The sequence below is a fragment of the Flavobacterium sp. UW10123 genome (assembly GCF_040538975.1).
Classification (GTDB): domain Bacteria; phylum Bacteroidota; class Bacteroidia; order Flavobacteriales; family Flavobacteriaceae; genus Flavobacterium.
Genome location: NZ_JBEWQE010000016.1, coordinates 108651 through 130506, shown reverse-complemented (window position 1 = coordinate 130506; position 21856 = coordinate 108651). Strand labels below are relative to the sequence as shown.

The following is a 21856-nucleotide window of genomic DNA, read 5'->3' as shown; positions in this document are numbered from 1 at the left end:
CATTAGTTCCCGCAAGATCCGTCCAGTCGTAAGTGTATGGTCCAACTCCTCCGGAAGCTGTTATGTCAATGGCTCCAGTTGTGGCTCCAAAACACAATACATCGGTTTGGGAAGCTTTGGCTACAGTAACAGCAGCGGCAGGTCCTGTGATCGTCACCGAAAGTTGAGCGGAAGTACATCCTTTAGAATCTTTTACCGTTACAGTATAAGTTCCAACAGGAAGTGCAGTTCTGTCTTCAGGATCATTAGTTCCCGCAAGATCCGTCCAGTCGTAAGTGTATGGTCCAACTCCTCCGGAAGCTGTTATGTCAATGGCTCCAGTTGTGGCTCCAAAGCACAATACATCAGTTTGGGAAGCTTTGGCTACAGTAACAGCAGCGGCAGGTTGTGTAATCACAACTCCATTTATATTTGCAGAGCAGCCATTTGCATCAACAACTTTTATATTGTATGTGCCGGCTGGTAAACTCTGTAAAGTATTTGTGGTGGTTTCGCCGTTTATATAATATTTGAACGGACCTGTTCCATTTGTTACATTTATCTGAATTTTACCGTCATTGCCACCAAAACAAGTAACATTGCTCGTTGGGCCTAGGGCAACGGTATAAAATGGAGGTAAGACTATATTAGAAGTTACAAAATCTCTATTCGCGTACCACCATGTATTTATGGTATTTAAATTTCCATATTGAGGTGAGCCATTATTGTCATCATCAAATCCATTCCATCTATGACAGTTGCTAGGAGGGGTAGCGTTTGGTGTGCAGCCAGTAAGGTTTACTTTTTGGTCAAAAGAACCTCCGCCATAACTAATATTGCCATCATCCCAATAGAATTTTAAAACATATCCCGATGGAGCTGCAGGTCTAACAGTTGTACATGAAAAGCCATATTGATTTTCTTCTACATCATATACTGGGAAATGAAAAGCAGCTTGTCCAAAAGTAACCACTATAGGTATCGTTGTACCTTGTGCAATAGTGTTTCCTAAACCATCTTTTCCATTCCACGGAACACTGACTGCATAAGGTGGAGCCCCAGATGCTGTAACAGTTTGAGTCGTTAACACATCTTTTGTGCCTGGCGTATAAATTCCATCTCCACCATTAAAATCTAGCAATATTTCAATGGTTCCACTTTTAAAAACGCTGATGTTTATATTACTTTCGCCAATACCACAATTGGTAATTCCGTTAATTTGTATGTTACCGTTATAGGTTCCATTTTTCCATATATTAATATCAGGATCATTTAAGAAAACCTCATATTTTGGACTCATTTGAGTGGCATTCGGTGCATTGTAAATACTTTTTTGATCATTGGCCGCGTTTCCTGAATTTCCAGGACCTGTATTATTAAAAGCTACATTAAAATACCAAGGTCTAAATCCAGCACCGTTAAAATTGATTTTATTTACAAAACCGTTTTGAGTAACAGCTCCAGTTGTAGAACCGTTATCTGGGGCAAAAACATAAAACGCACCATTAAAGTTGGTATTAACATCATCCATAGCAAAAGCCCAGCGTTTTGAATAAATACGTCCAGGAATTGAATTGTTTGAAGAGTTAGCAACTGTAATATCGTAGTAATTGTAATAAATTTCAGTACTGCTACCATCAGTTGTGCTTTCAAATTCAATATAGTAATCACCAGCAGGCATACCATTTGGATTGAAAACAATAGGAGTGTAACCAGCAGAAGCAACTCCATCAATACCATTTGGACCATTTTGAGCTCTTGTAAGTCTTTGGGCTTCGGTACCTGTTATGTTTGATGTGCTGCCATCCAAAGTGTAGTTCGCAAATGCTACAGTCCCATCAGGTCTAATGATTCTAAATCTAGAATTAATTTCAGTACCGGTAGGACTTGATCTTCTAGCTCTGCTAAAACCTAAATATACTTTTTCGCTATTAGGATTCTGAATTCTGATATACAATCGCTGTGCATCTGTCGAACCATATCTAGCAAAACTTCCATAAGTACTATTGTTTATGGCAAGTGAGGTCCTGTGACTAGTGTCGGGAGTTGTTTGTTTACTACCTTCTCCGCCATAAACATTAAGAAATAAAGTACTTAATACAAAACTTAGAAGGATTTTTATTCTGTTTTCGAAAGTAAAGTTTTTCATATTAAAGAAAATTAATAATGATGTAATGTTTTGACTAACAGTAAAAACGAGTTGCAGCTACATGACGTAGTAAAAAAACATTAAATGTTTTTGGGGTCATTTTATTCTTTAAATTTAATAGTGGCTCATAAAAGCCAATTCCTTTTGTCTTTTTGGGAGGAATGTAAGTGTACAGTATAGTTTGGCTTTTACTGTCCGGACAAGTAGTAGAAGTTACGGTAACAGATGTACCGTTCCATTGATCCAATTTTGAAAGATCAACCAAACTTAGTTTGACATAAAACTCTGCAGTTTCTCCTGGAGCAAGCGTAAGGGTTTTGCTCAGGGGCGCATAGTTTTTGTTTTCCAATCTATTGTTTAATGAGACATTGTCTTTCGTAGCGCTGCCATCCGGGTTTTCTGCAAAATTTGAGAAATTATCGGCCGCCAATAGATAAGTGTCGGTATTAGTTCCAGTGTTTTTAACTTGCAGTAAAAATGAAACTTCAGAACCATTGTACTTTTGATGATTCTCTCCGTCAATGGTTATTTCAGAATTACACGAACCAGATTGCGAAAAAGCAATTGTAGTAATTAAAAAACAAAGCAGGGTAAAAAAGTTTTTTTGAAAGATGTTTCTTCGCGAAGAAAAAATAATCTTACAATCGCTTACAAATTTCACCGCTTTTTCAAGAGTAGATTTAGTTTTCATAACTTATGATTTTATTTTAAAGTATTTATGAAATTTTAACAGAATCAAAGTTATATTAGAGTTTTTCTAATATTATTTTTTTATCTGTAACTAACCAAAAAACTCGTTGAAGTGTTGTTTTTTTCTAAAAAAATGACTCAAAAAAGCATTTTTTTAACTCAAAAAAGTAGAATTTTTTCGTGTATTTTTTTGCTTTTTTGGTGAAAATAGGTTTGTTTTTAAATAATCAAATGGTTAATAATCAAGTATTTAGTTAAAAAATTACCAACTATGAGATTATCGACCAAATACTAATTTTATAGATTAAGTACATAAAATTTAATTTTTCATTTTTTAGAATTTTATAAATGTTAATATTTTGAGGATTGTTTATTCTTGTTAAAATTTCGTTATAATGTTAACAGAAATAAAAAAAAGGAAAGGTTTAAAATTTCTTTTGTAAATTAGAACTTAATTAAAAAAATGACCTACAATTCAGGTTTTTTAAAATTTGCTACTTATGAAAAATCTTATATTAATTCGTCATGCCAAATCTAGCTGGGAAGCACCATTAAAAGATTTCGACCGTCCGTTGATGAAAAGAGGGATTTTAGATGCACATGATGTTTCATTAAATATTTCAAGGTATCTTCCTAAAACATATATAATGTGGAGCAGTACTGCTGCGAGAGCCTCAGAAACCGCTTTGATTTTTGCGCAAAACTTATCTTATCCTTTAGAGAGTATCATTTTTAGAGATGATTTATACACTTTTGATGAAAGGCAACTCGAAAAAGTTATTAAATCATGTGATAATAGTTTTGAAAGCGTTATTCTTTTCGGACATAACGAGGCTATTACAAATTTTGTTAATAAATTTGGGGATGTTTTTATAGAAAATGTACCAACGTCAGGCTTTGTTTCGTTACAGTTTGATGCCGAAAGTTGGGACACGATCTATAAGGGCAAAACACATAAAACTATTTTCCCCAAAGATTTAAAATAATTACAGTGTACGAACAGAAATATATCGATAGAGAAAAAAGCTGGTTAGCGTTTAATGCAAGAGTTCTTCAAGAAGCAGCAGACAATACAGTGCCACTTTTAGACAGACTGCGTTTTGTTGGAATTTTTTCAAACAATTTAGACGAATTTTTTAGAGTTCGGTACGCGGCCATTCGACGATTAAGTCTTTCAGGTATTTCTGGCGAAAAATATTTAGGAGGGATTTCTGCTCACCAATTAATTAAAGATATTACCGAAATCGTAATTCAACAGCAATCTGAAAGCTTACGTATTCTGGGAAACATTGAAGCAGAGCTTGAATCTGAGAATATTTTTATTATCAACGAAAAACAGATTACGTCAAAACAAGAGTGTTTTTTAAAAGACTTTTATACCCAAAAATTAAGTCCAGAATTGGTAACTATCATTTTAAATGATTTAGCTGTTTTTCCAATTCTTAAAGATACTTTAGGATATTTGGCTGTTCGCTTAGAATTGGCAAACGATGAAGTTCGTTATGCTTTAATCGAAATTCCAAAAAACATCAACCGATTTGTTGTCCTTCCTTCTGAAGACGAAAAACAATATGTTATTTTAATTGATGATGTGATTCGCTTTAAGCTAAAAAACATCTTTAATATATTTGATTATAAGAGCGTTTCTGCTCACATGATTAAAATTACTCGTGATGCACAATTGGATATAGATAGTGATTTGAGTAAAAGTATGCTCGAAAAAATTTCGAACTCTGTAAAAGATCGTCGAATAGGAGAACCTGTTCGTTTTATTTACGATAATTTAATTGAAGAAGATACCCTACAATTTTTCTTAGATAAAATGAAAATTGTAGAAACAGATAGTATAATCCCTGGAGGAAGATATCACAACCGCCGAGATTATATGAGTTTTCCAAATCTTGGCAGATATGATTTGTTGTATAAACCAAACGAACCGTTGCCAGTTCCAGGTTTGAGTTTGGAAGGAAGTATTCTGGAAAAAATCTCTAAGAAAGATTATTTGGTTCATGCACCATATCAATCATTTTCATATCTGACTAAATTTTTGCGTGAAGCTGCTTTAGATCCAAAAGTAACCAGCATTAAAATTACCTTATATCGTTTAGCCAAGAACTCGCAAATCATCAGTTCACTAATAAACGCTGCCAAAAATGGTAAAAGAGTAGTGGTGCAAATCGAACTTCAGGCACGTTTTGATGAAGCTTCGAATATTTCGTATGCAGAACAAATGCAAACAGAAGGTATCGAACTTATTTTTGGTATCAAAGGATTGAAAGTACACAGTAAAATTTGTGTAATCGAAAGATTGGAAGAAGGCAAAAATCGTCGTTATGGATTTATTTCAACTGGAAACTTCAACGAATCAACAGCAAAAATTTATACAGATGTAACGCTTTTTACTTGTCATCAAGGAATTTTAAAAGACACATCAAAAATATTTGAGTTTTTTGACATTAATTATAGAGTACACAGATACAAACATTTAATTGTATCGCCTCATTATACAAGAACTAAATTCATCAAACTGATCGATCGTGAAATTCTTCATGCACTTGCTGGAAGAAAAACGCATATCAAATTAAAAATGAATAGTTTATCAGATTTTAAAATGATTGATAAATTATATGAAGCAAGTAATGCTGGAGTAAAAATTCAGCTTCAAGTAAGAGGAATTTGCTCTTTAATTCCTGGAATTCCTGGAATGAGCGAAAACATAGAAGCCATAAGTATCGTAGATAATTACTTAGAACATTCGAGAGTTTACATTTTTGGAAATGCTGGTTTAACCGAAGTCTACATTTCTTCTGCCGATTTTATGACCAGAAACCTTGATGGAAGAGTTGAAGTAACATGTCCGATTTACGACCTTGAAATCAAAAAAGAATTGATTGATAACTTTAATATTGCGTGGAAAGGAAACGTAAAAGTGAGATATCACTCCTATAAATTAGATAATAAATATAAGCCTAAAAATCATCATGCCCCATTTAGAGCACAATTTGAAACCTATAAATATTATCAGAATAAAGTAGCCAAACAAGAAGAGGTTCCTCAAAAAGTAAATTAATAATAAATACCAATTTCAAATCATAAAGTGAGCATGATTAATATTAGGAAGTTTGCAGCGATAGATATCGGTTCAAATGCCATGAGGCTTTTGATCTCTAACGTTGTGGAACAAGAAGGTAAAGAACCGCAGTTTAATAAAAGTTCCCTTGTTCGTGTGCCAATTCGTTTAGGGCAAGATGCCTTTACAGTTGGAGAAATTTCACCAGAAAATATAGATCGAATGGTTGATGCCATGAAAGCATTCAATCTTTTGATGAAAGTACATAAAGTAGAGCGTTATATGGCATTTGCAACCTCTGCAATGCGCGAAGCCTATAATGCAAAAGAAGTTGTGGCTTTAATTAAGAAAAAAGCCGATATTAAAATCGAGATTATCGACGGTAAAAAAGAAGCAGCGATTATTGCTTCTACAGATTTGCATCATTTAATCAAATCTGACGAAACTTATCTTTTCGTAGATGTTGGAGGTGGAAGTACTGAGTTTACTTTATTCTCTGACGGAAAAATGATTACCTCTAGATCTTTCAAAGCAGGAACCGTTCGTTTGCTCAATAATATGGTTCACGATTCAGTTTGGGATGAAATTGAAAAATGGATTAAAACCAATACAGCAGATTATGATGAGGTAACGCTAATTGGTTCTGGAGGAAACATCAACAAGCTGTTTAAAATGTCTGGTAAACAGCAGGAAAAACCGCTTTCGTACATTTATGTTAACTCACAATATGCATTCTTAAATTCATTGACTTACGAACAGAGAATTGCCGAATTAGGTCTGAATTCTGACCGTGCCGACGTAATTATTCATGCAACTCGTATTTACCTAAATGCGATGAAATGGAGTGGTGCACGCCAGATTTATGTCCCTAAAATCGGACTTTCTGATGGTATTGTAAAAGCAATGTATTTCGGTAAAATTTAATATTAATATTTTCTTTTTAAATGAATAAAGGAAGACTTGAAGCTTTTAGTGATGGCGTTTTGGCAATCATTATTACGATTATGATTTTGGAAATCAAAGCTCCCGAAGGGCATGAGTTTTCAGATTTAAAACCGCTTATACCAAAGTTTTTAAGCTATATTTTGAGCTTTATTTACGTTGGAATATACTGGAATAATCACCATTATTTGCTTCATAGTTTATCAAGAGTAAACGGAAAAGTATTGTGGAGTAATTTACACTTTTTGTTTTGGCTGTCTTTAATTCCCGTTTCGACCGCTTGGATGGGAGAGCATAATTTTGAGAAAGCTGCAATGACAATGTATGGCGTTGTGTTGCTTCTTTCTGCAATCTCTTATATTATCTTGCAATATACTATTATGTGTAGTGAAGGCAGTAATTCTGCTTTAAGAAAAGCACTTAACAAAGATTATAAAGGTAAAATCTCCTTAGTTTTATACGTTATCGGAATTGTTACGGCATTCTTTAACCAGTGGGTTTCGGGAGCAGCTTATTTTACAGTTGCAATGTTATGGCTTATTCCAGACAAAAGAATTGGAAGGATTTTTTCTTAAAATGAATAGTTTATGAAATCTGTTTTTCAGTCCATTCAAGATTTTTCTGTTGGCGAATTGAGTCTCTTGGATGATTTAATTACATTTCAGACATTAAAAAAAGGAGAACTTTTATTGACTGAAAATCAGGTTTGCAATGAAATAGTTTTTATTGAAAAAGGAATTCTCCGTTCCTTTTTTGTCAATCATAAAGGTGACGAAATCACCAATTGTTTTGCTTTTGAAAATGAATTTATGGCTTCTTTTGCCAGTTTCATTACCCAAGAAAAAGCAGAAGAGAATATTCAGGCTCTTACCGATACTAAATTACAGATTCTAGATCGAAAAGGTTTAGAAAAACTCTATCAATCAGGTTTTAATTGGCAAGAAACAGGCAGGAAATTGACAGAATTAGAATTTGTAAACCTGCATAAAAGGATGATTTCTTTTCAGAAATTGTCGGGAGCGCAACGTTACGAAGAACTTTGCCAAAATCATCAAAAGTATATTCAGTTAATCCCGTTGCAATATTTAGCTTCTTATTTAGGCATTACACCAAGACACTTAAGCCGAATTAGAAAGTCAATCGTTTAAATTTTAGATTTAAAAAAAATCCTTTTAATCTGTGCAATCTGTGGCAATAAAAAAACACTTTTCAGGACATTTGTCTAGTAAAAGAAAATATCCTATTAGTATTTTTGAAAAAAGATTGATATGAAAAAAATACTGATTATAAACGGACATCCAAATGCAGAAAGCTTCAATTTCGGAATTGCAGAATCTTATCAAAAAGGAGCTGTTACTTCTGGTGCTAAAGTAGAAACGATTACAATCGCAGATTTAAAATTCAATCCAAATCTCAAATTTGGTTATCAAAAAAGAACAGATCTAGAACCAGATTTAGTAGAATCTTGGGAGAAAATTAAAAGAGCCGATCATATGGTTTGGATTCATCCCGTTTGGTGGGGCGGACTTCCCGCTATAACAAAAGGATTTATAGATCGTCTATTTTTGCCAGGAATGGCATTTCAATACCGTGAAAATTCTGTTTGGTGGGATAAATTGCTAAAAGACAAAACAGCTCATATTATTACAACCATAGATCAGCCAAGCTGGTATTATCGCTTATTTTTTGGAAGACCAAGTGTTAATCAATTAAAGAAATCTACATTAGAATTTTGTGGTATAAAACCAGTCAAAGTAAGCTATATAGGAATTGTAAAAGGTTCTAATGAAGAACGAAGAAAAAAATGGCTAGAAAAAGTCTATAATTACGGATTGCGAAATAAATAGTGGGCAAACTTAGAAATAGCGAACAGAGAAGCAATTTTACGAGTTTGCAGAAATTATTTAGCAGTATTAAAAAAGAAAAACAAATAAAAATTAGCGCAATTCGTGGCGAAAAAAATATTAAGAAGGAAGATCCAACCCAAATGTAGAACGCAAAAGTTCGATACTTGGATTGATTTCTAAGAAACGATTGTAGCGATCTTGATCGTTTAGAGCTCTTACTGTTTTAATCTCTTCGTTTACAATTACTTCGATTGTAATGTCATGATTGTGTAAATGTCCTTTTAAATACCCTAATAATCCATTTATTTGGTTTTCAAAATCTAGTTTAGAACCTTCATTTGGCAACTCATAATAAATTGTTGTACCATCTAGAGTAGGATCACTTATCAATAGAATTGATTCCATGATCTTAAGACCTTTTTGCCCTAAACGTTCCGCATATTTGTTCCAATGAAGACGCATGTCGGTTTCGTTAAATTCTTCAGTTAGGAAAACAGTTGTAGGCTTAACGTACGATTTGCTATTTGCTTCCATTTCTTTTTTCTTGCGGATACTAGCAAGAGAAAAAGCAGAAACTTTAGATCCATTATTTGTTTCTGTTTTTGGAGCTTCCGGAGTCTGAACTTTTGGAGTTTCTGCAACTTGTTGTGGTTGAGAAACGGAAGTTTGATTTTGAGCTACAGCTTGAGAAGTTTGATTCTCAGTTACTGCAGAACTTTCGACTTTGGACTTTGGACTTGGAACTTCAACAATAGAATAGCCTCCATTTTTAAAGTAAACGGGCGGAATTATGAATTGCTCAACTTTTTTTTTTCTCCATCAAAGTTGATAGAGGCCAATTGCATCAAGCATAATTCAACTAAAAGTCGTTGATTCTGGCTTAATTTGTATTTTAAATCGCAGTCGTTTGCAATATCAATTCCTTTAAGTAAAAACTCTTGAGAACATTTTTGCGATTGAGTTGCATACATCTGCTGTGCCTGTTCGCCAACTTCTAATAAAGCAATTGTTGAAGGTGTTTTGCTAACTAATAAATCTCTGAAATGTGAAGCTAAACCTGCAATAAAATGATGTCCGTCAAAACCTTTAGCCAAGATATCATTGTATGCTAGTAAAAGTTTCGGAATCTCATTTTCCAGAAGTAAATCAGTAATCGAAATATAAGTTTCGTAATCTAAAACGTTTAGATTTTCAGTTACTGCCTGACGCGTCAAATTTGTTCCGCAGTACGAAACCACACGGTCAAAAATAGATAAAGCATCACGCATGGCTCCATCTGCTTTTTGAGCAATAATGTGCAATGCATCGTCTTCAAAAACGATTCCTTGACTTTCAGCAACATCAGCCAAATGTTCTTTAGCATCTTTTACTGTAATTCTTTTGAAATCAAAAATTTGGCAACGAGATAAAATCGTTGGAAGAATTTTGTGTTTTTCTGTTGTTGCTAAAATGAAAATAGCGTGTTTTGGCGGTTCTTCTAATGTTTTAAGAAAAGCATTAAAAGCGGCCGAAGACAACATATGGACCTCGTCAATGATATATACTTTGTATTGTCCAGTTTGTGGCGGGATTCGAACCTGATCGATAAGGTTACGAATATCATCAACCGAGTTGTTTGAAGCAGCATCTAGCTCAAAAACGTTAAATGCGAAATCTTCGGTAGGATCATCATATCCAGGCTGATTTATTTTTCGAGCCAAGATACGGGCGCAAGTAGTTTTACCAACTCCACGCGGTCCTGTAAACAAAAGAGCAGAAGCTAAGTGATTGGTTTCAATAGCATTCAACAAAGTGTTTGTAATGGCTTTTTGCCCCACAACATCCTTAAAGGTCTGCGGGCGATATTTACGTGCCGATACTACAAATTGTTCCATATTCTCTTTTATTGGATAGCAAATATAGAGTATAATTTAATGATTTAAAAATTTAAAAATTGAAAGATTTTTAAGTGATTGAATTGTAGAAAGAAAAAAATATTATCTGCAACGTTTAAAGAAAAAGTAATACTTTTAATGTAAAATATTTAACAGCCTATTTATTATTAATTAGAAAATATGAATGCAAAACAAATCGTCAAATTAAGCAATATTATTGGTATAGCCTCTATATTTTTATTAGTGTATTGGGTCTTTACATTTATTGTAATTCAGGTTTTCGGACTAAAGGTTTTTAGGGAAAATATGACCGAAAGTTTCTATTTAAGCATTCTCGGAATCCTTGCTCTTATGGCTGGATCTCTTATAGTGAATCTAATGTTTAATTTGACAAGAATTGCCGAAAGAAAAAATGAAGAAGCAGTAAATGTCAAATCCACCAGACGTAAAGTTTTGACTTTGCTTTTAATTTTTCCATTAATCCTGATTATACTTTTTGGAGGCAATTATCTGACTTCTGCTAAAAAAGAAAAAATGCTGATTGATTCTGCAAAATCAATCATAGAATCAAACAAGTCAAATAGTGATAAACTTCTAAATTATACTTTTTCTAAAGCGTATATCATGGAAACCACTGGTATTTTAAGAGTTTTGTCTGAAACAGATAAAAACTTCCCAAGTGTAACCTTAATTGTAAAAGATTCCATTAAAGGTTCGTCTGTTTTTCTTGGTTTTAATGCATATTACAATGAAAGTTTGGATACAAATGATAGCATACAGCCTAAGAAAGTAAATTATATTTATCAGACAGATAAAGAAGAACGAGCTTATCTGAATGAAGTTTTTGATAAAAACAATGATGAATTACGCTATAGTTCGAGAAAAGGAAATTATGAATTGTTTTATCCATATAAAAAGAATGGTAAAACGATCATTATCTATTTTTCCGAACAGCAGCGATATGGCAAAATAGGCAGTTAATACATTGTAACTCATGAAAAAATATTTTCCAATTCTAGTTTTGCTTACAGCATTTGCTGTAAAAGCACAAAACTCGACTCAGACAAGTCTAGTATATCAATTGCGAATCTATGAGATTTTCGAAAGCAATAAAAAAGAATTTCACGAACGATTTCGCGATCATGCCATGCGTATTATGAAGAAATATAACTTTAAAATTATTTCGATTTACGAATCAAAATCAGATAAGAAAACTGAATTTGTGTATTTTTTGGAATGGCCAAACGAAACAACGATGAAAAAAGCTTGGGAAGATTTTAGAAAAGACCAAGAATGGATTGATATTAAAAAGCTATATACCGAGAAATATGGCGATGTTGTGGGGAACATCGAAGATCGGGTTTTGACAAAACTTGATTATTCACCAAATTAAAGTTTTATAGATTGAATTTATTTAAACCTTAAATTGAAAAATTTAAGGTTTTTTTATGTGCCTGTTTTAAGGAAAGAGTAAAATTCAATTAACTGAAAAACTTATAAAACTCACCACAACATCATATAACCTTTTGATACTTAATCTTTTTAATTTTAAAAATGTAAATTATTAAAAGAGAGTATTATGAAAATGAGATCCATTTTATTAGGAATGAGCCTTAGTATTGCTTTGGTCTCATGCAAACCGAGCGATGCTGATATTGAAAAAGCAATAAGAGAAAAGCTGGGTGATGTAGCAACGATACAAGTTGCTGTACATGATGGCGTTGCGACTATAGCCGGAACTTGCGAAGACGAAATTTTCAAAAAAAATATTGAAAAAAGCGTAAGAGCAACCAAAGGTGTAAAATCTGTGGTAAATACCTGCGAATTGGCAAGAGCCAATCAAGAACCAGCAGCAGCTACTGTTGTTATTAATTCTGATGCTGATTTAGATAAATCGGTTAGTAAAGTTGTAGATGCTTACGATGGAGTTAGCGCTACTGTTGTTGGCGGTGTTGTTACACTTTCGGGTGAAATTAAAAAAGACAAATTGCAACCTTTAATGCAAAGCATACAGGAATTGCGTCCGAAAAAAGTAGACAATAAATTAACTATTAAATAAGGGTGTTATGAGTGTGCAAGATAAATACAGAGAAGTAATCAGTTTGGCTTCTGAATTGGGAATCGAAGATTTGCAGGTGAGAGAACAAGATAATGTGTTATACATTGATGGAACAGCAAAATCTGCTGCAGACAAAGACAAACTTTGGAACGCTTATGAAAAATTAGATCCAGAATATAGATCGGCAGATGTGGTTATGAATATAGAAGTAGAGGAAGGCGTTTCTAGAGAATATACAGTTGAAATTGGAGATTCTCTTTCGAAGATTGGAAAAGCGTATGGAGTTTCTTGGCAGGATATTTTTGAAGCCAACAAAGATATAATCTCAAATCCTGATTTAATTCAACCAGGATGGAAATTGAAAATTCCGATAGTTTAGTTTTTTTAATTTCGAAGTTGCAGAGTTACAAAGGAACAAAGGTCTTTATTTTATGTCATTCCTAGGAACGATTCTTAGTTTCTAGGAATGACATAGATTATTGAATCATTTTTTGTTCTCATTTGCTTTTACTTGATTTATAAAAGATTTTTTCTTTTGAAACCGATTGTTTTAGCCCTGATGGTAGCGGCATCCTTTTGTGGCGGGGTTCGCCGCAAAAGATACAGCGGACAGCAGGTTCCCGGCTCCTAAAAACTATCTTCCTCTAATGCTTAAATCAAATAAAAATTGTGCTGTTTCCTGATCTGAATCGGCTGAGAAACCAGCAACATAAACTCCTTTTTTGCCCGTAGTCGACTTAATTCCGTATACAACTGCCTCATCTGCTGGGTCCGACTCACCCTCGTATCGATACACATGAACAATTTCAAATTTCTCAGGATTCTTTTTAATCGCATCAGCGTTTCGATTAAAATCACATGTAAATCCTTTCTCATTCAATTGATCTAAAGCTTTTGAAACAGTTGCGTAATGATACATTCTTTTCATGATAAACTGTATTTAAAATTATAGAATTCTAAAGATAACTATTTTAAAATTAAAAAGTTATGATAAAACTCATAAAAACTGAATTTTAAAATCATTATTGTTAGATCATAAATCGCTACTTTTGCAGCGCAGACCGCCTTATCGTCGTTCCGATTCATCGGGAGGGAGGAAAGTCCGGACACCATAGAGAAGCATAGCGGGTAACGCCCGTCGGTTCCGAAAGGGATTAGGACAAGTGCAGCAGAAAGTATGTACAGGTAATGCTGTAGTGAAACCAGGTAAACTCTATGCGGTGAAATACCAAGTATATCGGCATTTAAGGGCTTCTCGTTCGTTGCCGAAGGGTAGGTAGATTGAGTCCATCAGTAATGGTGGATCTAGATAAATGATAAGGTATTGTCTTGTTGCAAAATGAGACAAGAACAGAATCCGGCTTACAGGTCTGCATTTTTTATATATTTGCGAAACTATCTAACTTGTTTTCATGAATATTACGACTCCAAATCCTTCTTCAAAATCTAAAAAAAGTCTTTTTAGAACTGTTGTAACCAATCTTACTTTTTGGGTTTTAATTGCTATTATTTCAGGTATTTTACTCGGACATTTCTCGCCAGAAAATGGTGTGAAAATGGAATTTCTTGGCAAGAAGTTTATTCAGCTTATTTCTCTTTTTATTGGTCCGATTATCTTCCTGACCATCGTTTTGGGAATTTCGGGAATGGGAAATCTAAAAAAAGTAGGACGTATAGGCGTTAAAGCTTTAACTTATTTTGAAGTGGTTTCGACCGTTGCTCTTGCAATTGGTGTGGCAGTTGCTTATTTATTTAAACCTGGAAAAATTGATAAATCGGGGCTGACTTTTGGCGATGCAAGCCAATATACAAATGGCGCAGCAAAGGATTTTTCTTGGTTGCAGTTCTTTTTGTCCAATTTTACGTTGCAGGTTTTGTTAGCGGCTATTATCTGCGGAATTGCATTGAATTTTTACCAAAAAAGAGAACAGACAATTTTGGTTTTGGAACGATTCTCTAAAGTGGTTTTCTTTGGTTTAAAATATGTAATGTATTTAGCTCCAATTGGTGCTTTTGGCGGAATGGCGTATACAATTGGAAAATTTGGTTTGGCAACTTTGATTCCGCTTGGAAAATTGATGCTTTGCGTTTATTTGACGATGGCATTATTTGTCTTTTTGGTTTTGGGAAGCATATTGCGTTACTATAAAATTAGTATTCTTTCGATTTTGAAATACATTAAAGAAGAACTTTTATTAGTATTAGGAACTTCATCTTCTGAAGCCGCCTTGCCAAGTATTATGGTAAAACTAGAAAGAATGGGTTGCAGCAAATCAGTAGTAGGATTGGTGATTCCGACGGGTTATTCTTTTAATCTGGACGGAACTTCGATTTACCTTTCAATGTCGGTGCTCTTTATTGCACAGTTGTATGATGTCCATTTAAGTTTTTTTGAAATCCTAACCGTTATCGGAATTCTGATGATTACTTCAAAAGGCGCAGCAGGCGTAACCGGAAGCGGATTTATTGTTTTGGCTTCAACATTAACAGCCTTGCATAAAATTCCGGTTGAAGGTTTAGCATTTTTATTAGGCGTAGATAAATTTATGAGTGAAGCCAGAGCAATTACCAATTTAATAGGAAACACAGTCGCAACGATCATAATTTCTAAAACCGAAAGAGATTTTACAGAGTTGAATCTTGATCCTTTATCAGAATGATTTTGCCACAAAGGCGCTAGGGCACAAAGTTTTTGTTTTTCTTTGAGTTTAAAATTGCTCGCAAAGTCGCGGAGCCGCAAAGTTTTTTTTGAGTTGACTCCAGCTAAAGCTGGATGCTATTCAAGTTAAATTTTTTAAATAAACTTTGCGACTCCGCGACTTTGCGAGATTAAAATACTTCGTGCCTTAGCGCCTTCGTGGCAAAAAAAACACTATGATTCGTCCTTCGTAGTTCGCACCAAGCTAATGCCTGAGGTAAAAAAGACGATTCCTAGTATTCCGTAAATAATAAGCGATTTTATATCTCTGGTTTCTCCAGATGTACCAGCAAAAATAACGGCAGTATAAATAAGTCCTATAATTCCGAGGATTGTGAGCAATCCGCCGAAAAATCTTTTTAGGTTCATGATTGTTAGATTTAAAAGTTCTCTAACAAAGTTAAATTCCGATAAGTTAATTGCTGTTATACAATTGCTTATGAGAAATTATATGATTTACAGGATACTATTTTTCTATTTTAAATTCCAACCCGATGTTTCTAACGCTTTCTATTTTGATTTTAGGATCTGAATTAAAATATTTTCTAAGTCTGCTTATAAAAACATCCATGCTGCGTCCAGAGAAATAATCGTCTTTTTTCCAAACCGACATTAAAATTTGATCTCGTTTTAGTAACTGGTTATGGTTAAGATACAAATACTCAATAAGAGATGCTTCCATTTCTGTGAGTTGCTGAACGTGGTTTTTATTGTTAAGCGTTAAACGTTCGTTATCAAAAATATACGAACCAATTTCAATTATGTTATTTCCTTCGAGGCTTCTTTTTTGCTCAATTCTCTTTAATATATTCTGTAAGCGAAGAACCAATTCGTCAACCTCAAAAGGCTTTGCAATATAGTCGTCTGCACCAAGTTTTAAACCGATGATTTTATCTTCTTTGAGCTTTCTTGCGGTTAGAAAAATAAAAGGAATTTCAGGATTAATCGCAATGATTTTTTCGGCCAATGAGAATCCGTCCAATTGAGGCATCATGACATCAAAAATACAGATGTCAAAAGTCTGGTTTTTAAAATAGTCCAAAGCGATTTCGCCATTTTCTGCCCAGATTACTTCAAACTGATGCAGTTCTAAATACTGTTTTAAAATTGCAGCAAAATCAAAATCGTCTTCGGCTAAAAGTAATCTTTTCAAAATAAGGGAATTAAACTTTTAATAAAATAGTAAACTGAGCGCCTTTTCCTAAATCGCTGATAACGTTAACAGAACCTTGATGCGCTTTTACAATCTGATCTACATAATACAATCCTAAACCTAAGCCCTTTGTATTGTGCAGATTTCCTTGCTCTACACGATAAAATTTTTCAAAAAGAAGCGCCTGTTTGTTTTTCGCAATTCCAATTCCGTTATCTTCAAAACTGATAGAAAACTGATTTTCTACAATTCTTGTTTTGACTGTAATGGTATTCGAACCATATTTAACTGCATTTTCCAACACATTTAAGAAAGCCGTTGTTAAATGAAATCTGTCTAAAACTAAAATCGTTTTTTGGGTCTGAAAATCGGTTTTAAGAGTGATTTTAGGAAAAGTAATCTTAAAGTCAGTTACAATAGAAAGCAGGAAATCTTCGGCATCTATTTTTTCTTTTTGCAATTCAATTTCATTTTCTGCCAAAGAATTGGCCATAACCTGATCGATCAAATTCTGAAGACGGTTGTTCTGACGTGAAATAGTATTTACAATAGCATTAAAATTTTCGTCGTTTTCACGAATGCTTTTCTGCGCTAGAATCTTTGTCGAAATTCCTAAAGTTGCCAAAGGCGTTTTAAGTTCGTGCGTAATATTATTGATAAAATCGGTTTTAACATCACTTACTTTTTTCTGTTTAATTAAAGCTTTTAAGGCAATGACAAAAAGTGTAATTAAAGTCAGAATTGATAATAAAGACAGAATGAGAATAAAAGTCATTCGTCTCAAAATAATCAATTCCCAATCAATAACAGAAACATACATCGAATCTTCTGTCAGCAATTGATATTCTTCGTTTTCAAAAGTTCCGTTGGTTGTGCCAACATAATTTCTCACTACAAAAGCATGATTAAGAGAAGCTAGATTTCCGTAAAGTTTATTTTGAATAAAAGGTTTTTCTGAGAAAATAGTATCTGCTTTTTGCGCGTTTTTGTACAAAATAAATTTGTTGAGTACAATCGCAAAATCAATTTTAAAATTGGGTAAATCTCGTTCAAATTTTCGCTGAATTTCTTGTGTTACAGCATTCTTATATTCATTTTTTAAAACACCAATTTTGATATCCAGTTTAGTGTTTTTTCCTTTTATGTACTTTTCAGAAAGGCTTTTGTAAAGCGCTTCTTTTTTAGCAACAAAAGCTGAATCAATGTCGCTATAGTTGTTCGAAATCTGAGCAATTTCGTTTTTTATCTGTGTATGAAACTGTGCCACTTTATATTCGTAAGCCGTTTTTACCAAATAACATTGCACGGTCATAAGCACGATGAGCGCAACGACAGAAAATGCGATTAATAAATTGATTCTTTGTTTCATATCTCTTTGAAATTCTGTTTCAAAAATACAGCTTTTACCAAACAAATGGCAGATTAACGTTGCATTAACCTACGATTAACTTTCAGAACTAGGTTTTAAAAGCACTTTTGTGTCAACATAAATCAATCTCAATTTTAAAATGAACATTTACCTGCCCTTAAAAATTCTAATTACACTTTTACTTTTTTGCCTTTCGTGTATTGCAAATGCCCAAAACGAAACACCAAAAGATTCAATTTCAAATCAATTAGATGAAATTGTAATCAGTCAGGAAAAGAAGATGTTTACCAATTCAAACGGAAATATAAAAGTCGATGTTGCCAATTCGGTTTACAGTACAATTCCAAATCCGGTTGATTTGCTTTCAAAATTGCCATCAGTTCAAGTAGGCCACGATCGCGAGAGCATTACAATTGTGGGAAAAGGAAATCCGCTCATTTACATTGACGGTCAAAAAGGAACAATAACCGATTTGAATGCTTTAAGTGTAGCTGATATAAAAACAATTGAAATTATAAAGAATCCATCTTCAAAATACGAAGCCGAAGGTCGCGCGGTGATTTTAATTACTAGAAAACTGAGTAAAAAAGACAGTTTTAGAACCGAAATTTCGGAAGTAGCATCTTTCAAAAGAAACTACAATAATTATTTAGGGTTTAATTCCAGTTTTAAAAAAGGCAAATTAGAATGGAAAGCCAATTTTAACTACAATAAACTAAACCCATGGGAAAGACATACTTTAGAATACGAGATTCCAAAAGCCTCAATTATTTCCGATTATGATGTTATGGCAAATACACACCGCAATCAATACGTTTTTGGAGGCGGAATGTTTTATAAAATAAAAGAGGAGGATTATTTCTCAATTAATGTAAATGGAAAGCTTCAGAACGATACTTTCGATATCAACACTTTTACTTTCAATCAAAATCAGGATAAGACCAATAATGTTTTTACGTTGAGCGATAATTCGAGTAAAAAGAATTTTGTAAATGCATTTGTAAATTATTCAAAAAAAATAAAATCGATTGACACGCAGCTTTTTGCTGGTTTTCAGTATTCAAATTTTAATCAGCATCTGGAAAGTTTAGTTGTCAACAATTATAATGAAACCGATTTTGAATTGTCGCAAAACCGCGATCAGAAATTTGATGTTGATGTTTTTTCTGGAAGAATCGATTTGGAGAAAAAGTTTAAAAATGAAATGAATCTGGAATATGGCGGATTGTATTTGAATGCAAAATCAGTAACAAATGCAGACATTTTTGACTTCGAGAAAAATACTAATGAAGTATCTGATTATGATTTTAAAGAAGAAAACCTAGCTGCGTATATTCAGTTTTCGGGAAAGCTAAAAAAAGTAGATTTTTCATTAGGACTAAGAGCTGAAAACACCAATGTATACGCAAAATTTAGAACGCAAGTTTCGCCTTCAATTGATAAAAACTACACCAATCTGTTTCCTAAAGCCGATCTGACATTTAGTATTGATAGCACAAAAAGCATCAATCTAAATTATTCAAAAAGTATTGTAAGACCTAAATATTCTTCTTTAAGTCAAATTGCGACTTATATAAATCCGTATTTTTTGTATGGAAGCAGTATCAATTTAGGGCCTGCATTTGTAGACGAAATTTCGAGTTCTTTTCAATATCTAGATAAAACTTTGAAATTTGGCTATTACCAAACCAAAAATGTCGTTAACCCAACGTTTGTATTTAATGAAGAAACAAATGTGTTGATGATTACCGATATTAATTTTAAAAGAGAAACAGGCTTTACAATAGATTTGATACTTCCCTTTACTTATAAATTCTGGACAGTCACAAATTCTCTGGTTTTTACAAAAAGTAAGACTGAAGATGATACGGCATTATTGCATCCGTCAAAACCTTATTTGTATTATTATTCAAACCACACATTTAAATTGCCAAAAGAGTTCAGTTTTGTTTTTTCTTTCTGGGGAATGACGAAACAAAACGATGGAATTTTTGAACGAAAAGCCAATTTTATAGTAGATATGTCGCTGGCAAAAACATTTGGTAAAAATTGGAGTTGTACTTTAAATTACAATGATGTTTTTAAAGCAACAAGTTATACAGATGCTTTTAGTATTAATAATGTAAATTCAAAGTTTAAATATTGGGTTGATGCAAACGAGATTTCTATTGCAATTCGCTATTCTTTTGGAAAGATAAAAGATTCAGAATTCAAAGAAAAAAGCGTCAATGAAAGTGAAAATAGAATCAGATAAGAGTTAAAAATTCCAAAAATAAAATTCCAAATTCCAATCTCTACCTCAGTGAGAAAATTGGAATTTGGAATTTGAGATTTTTAATTTAAAAGTTGAGATTTTTAATTTAAAAGTTGGAATTTGGAATTTAAAAAATTGGAATTTTAAAATTTCACCCTTCATCTTCTTCAGATTCTTTTTTAGAAACATCGTGCGGTAATTCTTCGTCATCGTCGGTAGAATTTAGTTCGAAGAAACTAAAAAACGAACCTCCATAACTTTTCTGAAATGAAAAATTACTCATATGATCCAATTTGGTATATTTTGAATGCTCGATAATCATCATTCCGTCATCTTCCAATAAATCCCTTTCAAAAACCGTCAAGACAATTTTCTCAAAAGTTGCCTGATCCAATCCGTAAGGCGGATCTGCAAAGATGATATCGTAAGTAGTTTTGCAATTTTCTAAAAATTTAAAAACATCACTTTTGGTCGCAGCAATATCAAAATCGTATTCTGATGAAACTTGTTTGATAAATTTTACGCATCCGAAATCGCCATCAACAGAGGTGATAGGCGCGCTTCCGCGTGAAGCAAACTCATAACTGATGTTTCCCGTTCCCGAAAATAAATCTAAAACCTTTAAACTGTCAAAATTAAAATGATTATTCAAAACATTAAACAATGCTTCTTTACTCATGTCAGTCGTTGGTCTTACAGGTAGATTTTTTGGCGGAAAAATTCGGCGTCCTTTGTATTTTCCTGAAATGATTCTCATGATTGAAATAAGATATAATGTTTTTGATTTTGAGCGGTTGTAAAGCTGTTTCTTTCTTTTAGTTTTGAGACATCCATGAAAGAAATATGGCGCACATATTTGTAAGCTATGGCATAAAAAGGATCATTTTCTGAAATCGTTCCTAATAATTCTAATTTGAAACTTTCGGGATTCATGCTCATTTGTTCTGCCGTAAATAGAATGTAATAGATGAAATCTTCTGGAGTATTGTATTCAAACGAATTAAACAATAAAAGTTTCTGATTCTGCACCACGATAATTTCAAAATTACCAGGATTAAAATTCACAATCATTTTCTTGTCGTCGTTGTTTCTTGAGTTATCCAGAATTTTCTCGACCAAAATGGTATTGGCGTGTTTAGAATTAAATGAGCCCACATTATCAATCAAGAAATTGTTTATATTCACATACGGAATATAAACTGAATTCATCTGATAATTAGAAATTTGATCAAAAGTAAAGTGATCTGTTTCAAATACTTTTGTAGTGTATTGCAGATAACTTCCTAAATAATTTTCATCAAACAAAGCAGTAGGAACAAAAGTCGAAAGATTGTTATTGTGAATAACCATTACTTCGTCGTAAGTTTCTTTTAATTCAGGATTAGTCTTGAAAGCATTGCTGAACAAATCTTCAATTCGTGGTGTTTTGTTAGTCGTGTCAAACTTTATTTCTTTAAAAGAAGTAATGACATTATTTAAAGTATCAAAACAGCAGTATGAAAATCCAGTCAGGGAAACCTGAATAGAAAGTTTTCTGTAATTTTTTGAAGTAATGTTAATATTTTGTAATGACATAGTTGATTTACAATTCGTTACCTGTTTTAAATCAAGAAAGAATTTAAGCGACCACAAACTTACAAATTAAAAAGGAACAATTATAATTGCAATTTCAAAAAACAATTTGAATCAAACTTTAAAATAAGGTTAATAAAAAGTATATTTATTTGAAAATTAATTAGTTAATGTGTTTTTCTTTTTTGATCGTTGAATGT

22 protein-coding genes and 1 other RNA gene are annotated in these 21856 nt (G+C 33.0%); 13 read left to right on the top strand and 10 right to left on the bottom strand.

Going from position 1 to position 21856, the window contains the following annotated elements; translation table 11 throughout:
- Together ABXT06_RS18540 and ABXT06_RS18535 are read right to left on the bottom strand one after the other, a co-directional pair.
- Positions 1-2128, bottom strand: a 2128-nt coding sequence (locus ABXT06_RS18540; protein ID WP_354592074.1) for a SprB repeat-containing protein, incomplete at its 3' end; no start/stop codon positions are given.
- A gap of 34 nt (positions 2129-2162) precedes the next feature.
- Positions 2163-2819 carry a COG1470 family protein gene (locus ABXT06_RS18535; protein WP_354592073.1) on the bottom strand — a complete coding sequence of 219 codons (657 nt, stop codon included), beginning with the start codon at positions 2817-2819 and terminating at the stop codon, positions 2163-2165.
- Positions 2820-3318: 499 nt separating this feature from the next.
- Here ABXT06_RS18535 and ABXT06_RS18530 point away from each other — a divergent pair, with 499 nt between their 5' ends.
- The 6 genes from ABXT06_RS18530 to ABXT06_RS18505 all read left to right on the top strand — a co-directional run bounded on the left by ABXT06_RS18530 (position 3319) and on the right by ABXT06_RS18505 (position 8677).
- Entirely contained in the window at positions 3319-3804 is a 486-nt protein-coding gene (locus ABXT06_RS18530) for a SixA phosphatase family protein (RefSeq protein ID WP_354592072.1), read from the top strand.
- 5 nt (positions 3805-3809) lie between these two features.
- The gene (gene ppk1, locus ABXT06_RS18525) at positions 3810-5888 is read left to right on the top strand and encodes a polyphosphate kinase 1 (RefSeq protein WP_354592071.1); all 2079 of its coding nucleotides are present in this window, start codon (positions 3810-3812) and stop codon (positions 5886-5888) included.
- A 33-nt stretch (positions 5889-5921) separates the two neighbouring features.
- The gene (locus tag ABXT06_RS18520; RefSeq protein WP_354592070.1) at positions 5922-6812 is read left to right on the top strand and encodes a Ppx/GppA phosphatase family protein; all 891 of its coding nucleotides are present in this window, start codon (positions 5922-5924) and stop codon (positions 6810-6812) included.
- 20 nt (positions 6813-6832) lie between these two features.
- Positions 6833-7405 (top strand): TMEM175 family protein, encoded by a 573-nt coding sequence (locus ABXT06_RS18515; protein WP_354592069.1) that lies wholly within the window; start codon positions 6833-6835, stop codon positions 7403-7405.
- A 12-nt stretch (positions 7406-7417) separates the two neighbouring features.
- A complete protein-coding gene (locus ABXT06_RS18510) occupies positions 7418-7978 on the top strand; it encodes a Crp/Fnr family transcriptional regulator (protein WP_354592068.1) in 561 nt (186 codons plus the stop codon).
- A 120-nt stretch (positions 7979-8098) separates the two neighbouring features.
- On the top strand, positions 8099-8677 hold the full coding sequence (locus ABXT06_RS18505) for an NAD(P)H-dependent oxidoreductase (RefSeq protein ID WP_354592067.1): 579 nt from the start codon (positions 8099-8101) through the stop codon (positions 8675-8677).
- A gap of 117 nt (positions 8678-8794) precedes the next feature.
- Here ABXT06_RS18505 and ABXT06_RS18500 read toward each other — a convergent pair whose 3' ends face one another.
- Together ABXT06_RS18500 and dnaX are read right to left on the bottom strand one after the other, a co-directional pair.
- Positions 8795-9211: a DUF8439 domain-containing protein gene (locus ABXT06_RS18500; RefSeq protein WP_354592066.1), complete on the bottom strand. Its 417-nt coding sequence runs from the start codon at positions 9209-9211 to the stop codon at positions 8795-8797.
- Between the two features lie 254 nt (positions 9212-9465).
- Positions 9466-10551, bottom strand: a complete 1086-nt coding sequence (dnaX, locus tag ABXT06_RS18495; protein ID WP_248727475.1) for a DNA polymerase III subunit gamma/tau — start codon at positions 10549-10551, stop codon at positions 9466-9468.
- Between the two features lie 180 nt (positions 10552-10731).
- On the opposite strand from dnaX, the gene ABXT06_RS18490 reads away from it, so the two are divergent.
- From ABXT06_RS18490 to ABXT06_RS18475, 4 genes are all read left to right on the top strand, one after another.
- Positions 10732-11532: a hypothetical protein gene (locus ABXT06_RS18490; protein ID WP_354592065.1), complete on the top strand. Its 801-nt coding sequence runs from the start codon at positions 10732-10734 to the stop codon at positions 11530-11532.
- Positions 11533-11545: 13 nt separating this feature from the next.
- Positions 11546-11944, top strand: a complete 399-nt coding sequence (locus ABXT06_RS18485) for an NIPSNAP family protein (RefSeq protein WP_354592064.1) — start codon at positions 11546-11548, stop codon at positions 11942-11944.
- Positions 11945-12130: 186 nt separating this feature from the next.
- Positions 12131-12610 carry a BON domain-containing protein gene (locus ABXT06_RS18480; RefSeq protein WP_354592063.1) on the top strand — a complete coding sequence of 160 codons (480 nt, stop codon included), beginning with the start codon at positions 12131-12133 and terminating at the stop codon, positions 12608-12610.
- Positions 12611-12617: 7 nt separating this feature from the next.
- Complete coding sequence (locus tag ABXT06_RS18475; protein WP_354592062.1) at positions 12618-12989, top strand: LysM peptidoglycan-binding domain-containing protein; 372 nt, start codon at positions 12618-12620, stop codon at positions 12987-12989.
- 255 nt (positions 12990-13244) lie between these two features.
- Here ABXT06_RS18475 and ABXT06_RS18470 read toward each other — a convergent pair whose 3' ends face one another.
- Entirely contained in the window at positions 13245-13538 is a 294-nt protein-coding gene (locus ABXT06_RS18470; protein ID WP_111363579.1) for an SH3 domain-containing protein, read from the bottom strand.
- Positions 13539-13663: 125 nt separating this feature from the next.
- Here ABXT06_RS18470 and rnpB point away from each other — a divergent pair.
- Together rnpB and ABXT06_RS18460 are read left to right on the top strand one after the other, a co-directional pair.
- Positions 13664-13991, top strand: an RNA gene (gene rnpB / locus ABXT06_RS18465) — RNase P RNA component class A.
- A gap of 31 nt (positions 13992-14022) precedes the next feature.
- Complete coding sequence (locus ABXT06_RS18460; protein WP_354592061.1) at positions 14023-15270, top strand: cation:dicarboxylate symporter family transporter; 1248 nt, start codon at positions 14023-14025, stop codon at positions 15268-15270.
- Between the two features lie 212 nt (positions 15271-15482).
- Here ABXT06_RS18460 and ABXT06_RS18455 read toward each other — a convergent pair whose 3' ends face one another.
- From ABXT06_RS18455 to ABXT06_RS18445, 3 genes are all read right to left on the bottom strand, one after another.
- Complete coding sequence (locus ABXT06_RS18455; protein ID WP_111377225.1) at positions 15483-15677, bottom strand: hypothetical protein; 195 nt, start codon at positions 15675-15677, stop codon at positions 15483-15485.
- A 97-nt stretch (positions 15678-15774) separates the two neighbouring features.
- The gene (locus ABXT06_RS18450; protein WP_354592060.1) at positions 15775-16461 is read right to left on the bottom strand and encodes a response regulator transcription factor; all 687 of its coding nucleotides are present in this window, start codon (positions 16459-16461) and stop codon (positions 15775-15777) included.
- A 10-nt stretch (positions 16462-16471) separates the two neighbouring features.
- The gene (locus ABXT06_RS18445) at positions 16472-17830 is read right to left on the bottom strand and encodes a sensor histidine kinase (RefSeq protein ID WP_354592059.1); all 1359 of its coding nucleotides are present in this window, start codon (positions 17828-17830) and stop codon (positions 16472-16474) included.
- A 139-nt stretch (positions 17831-17969) separates the two neighbouring features.
- Here ABXT06_RS18445 and ABXT06_RS18440 point away from each other — a divergent pair, with 139 nt between their 5' ends.
- Positions 17970-20084: a TonB-dependent receptor domain-containing protein gene (locus tag ABXT06_RS18440; protein WP_354592058.1), complete on the top strand. Its 2115-nt coding sequence runs from the start codon at positions 17970-17972 to the stop codon at positions 20082-20084.
- A 151-nt stretch (positions 20085-20235) separates the two neighbouring features.
- Here the strand turns inward: ABXT06_RS18440 and ABXT06_RS18435 are convergent, their stop codons facing one another.
- Entirely contained in the window at positions 20236-20841 is a 606-nt protein-coding gene (locus ABXT06_RS18435; protein WP_354592057.1) for an RsmD family RNA methyltransferase, read from the bottom strand.
- Positions 20838-21659, bottom strand: a complete 822-nt coding sequence (locus tag ABXT06_RS18430) for a DUF3822 family protein (protein WP_354592056.1) — start codon at positions 21657-21659, stop codon at positions 20838-20840. The genes ABXT06_RS18435 and ABXT06_RS18430 overlap by 4 nt, the downstream gene beginning before the upstream one ends.
- Between the last annotated feature and the right edge of the window lie 197 nt (positions 21660-21856).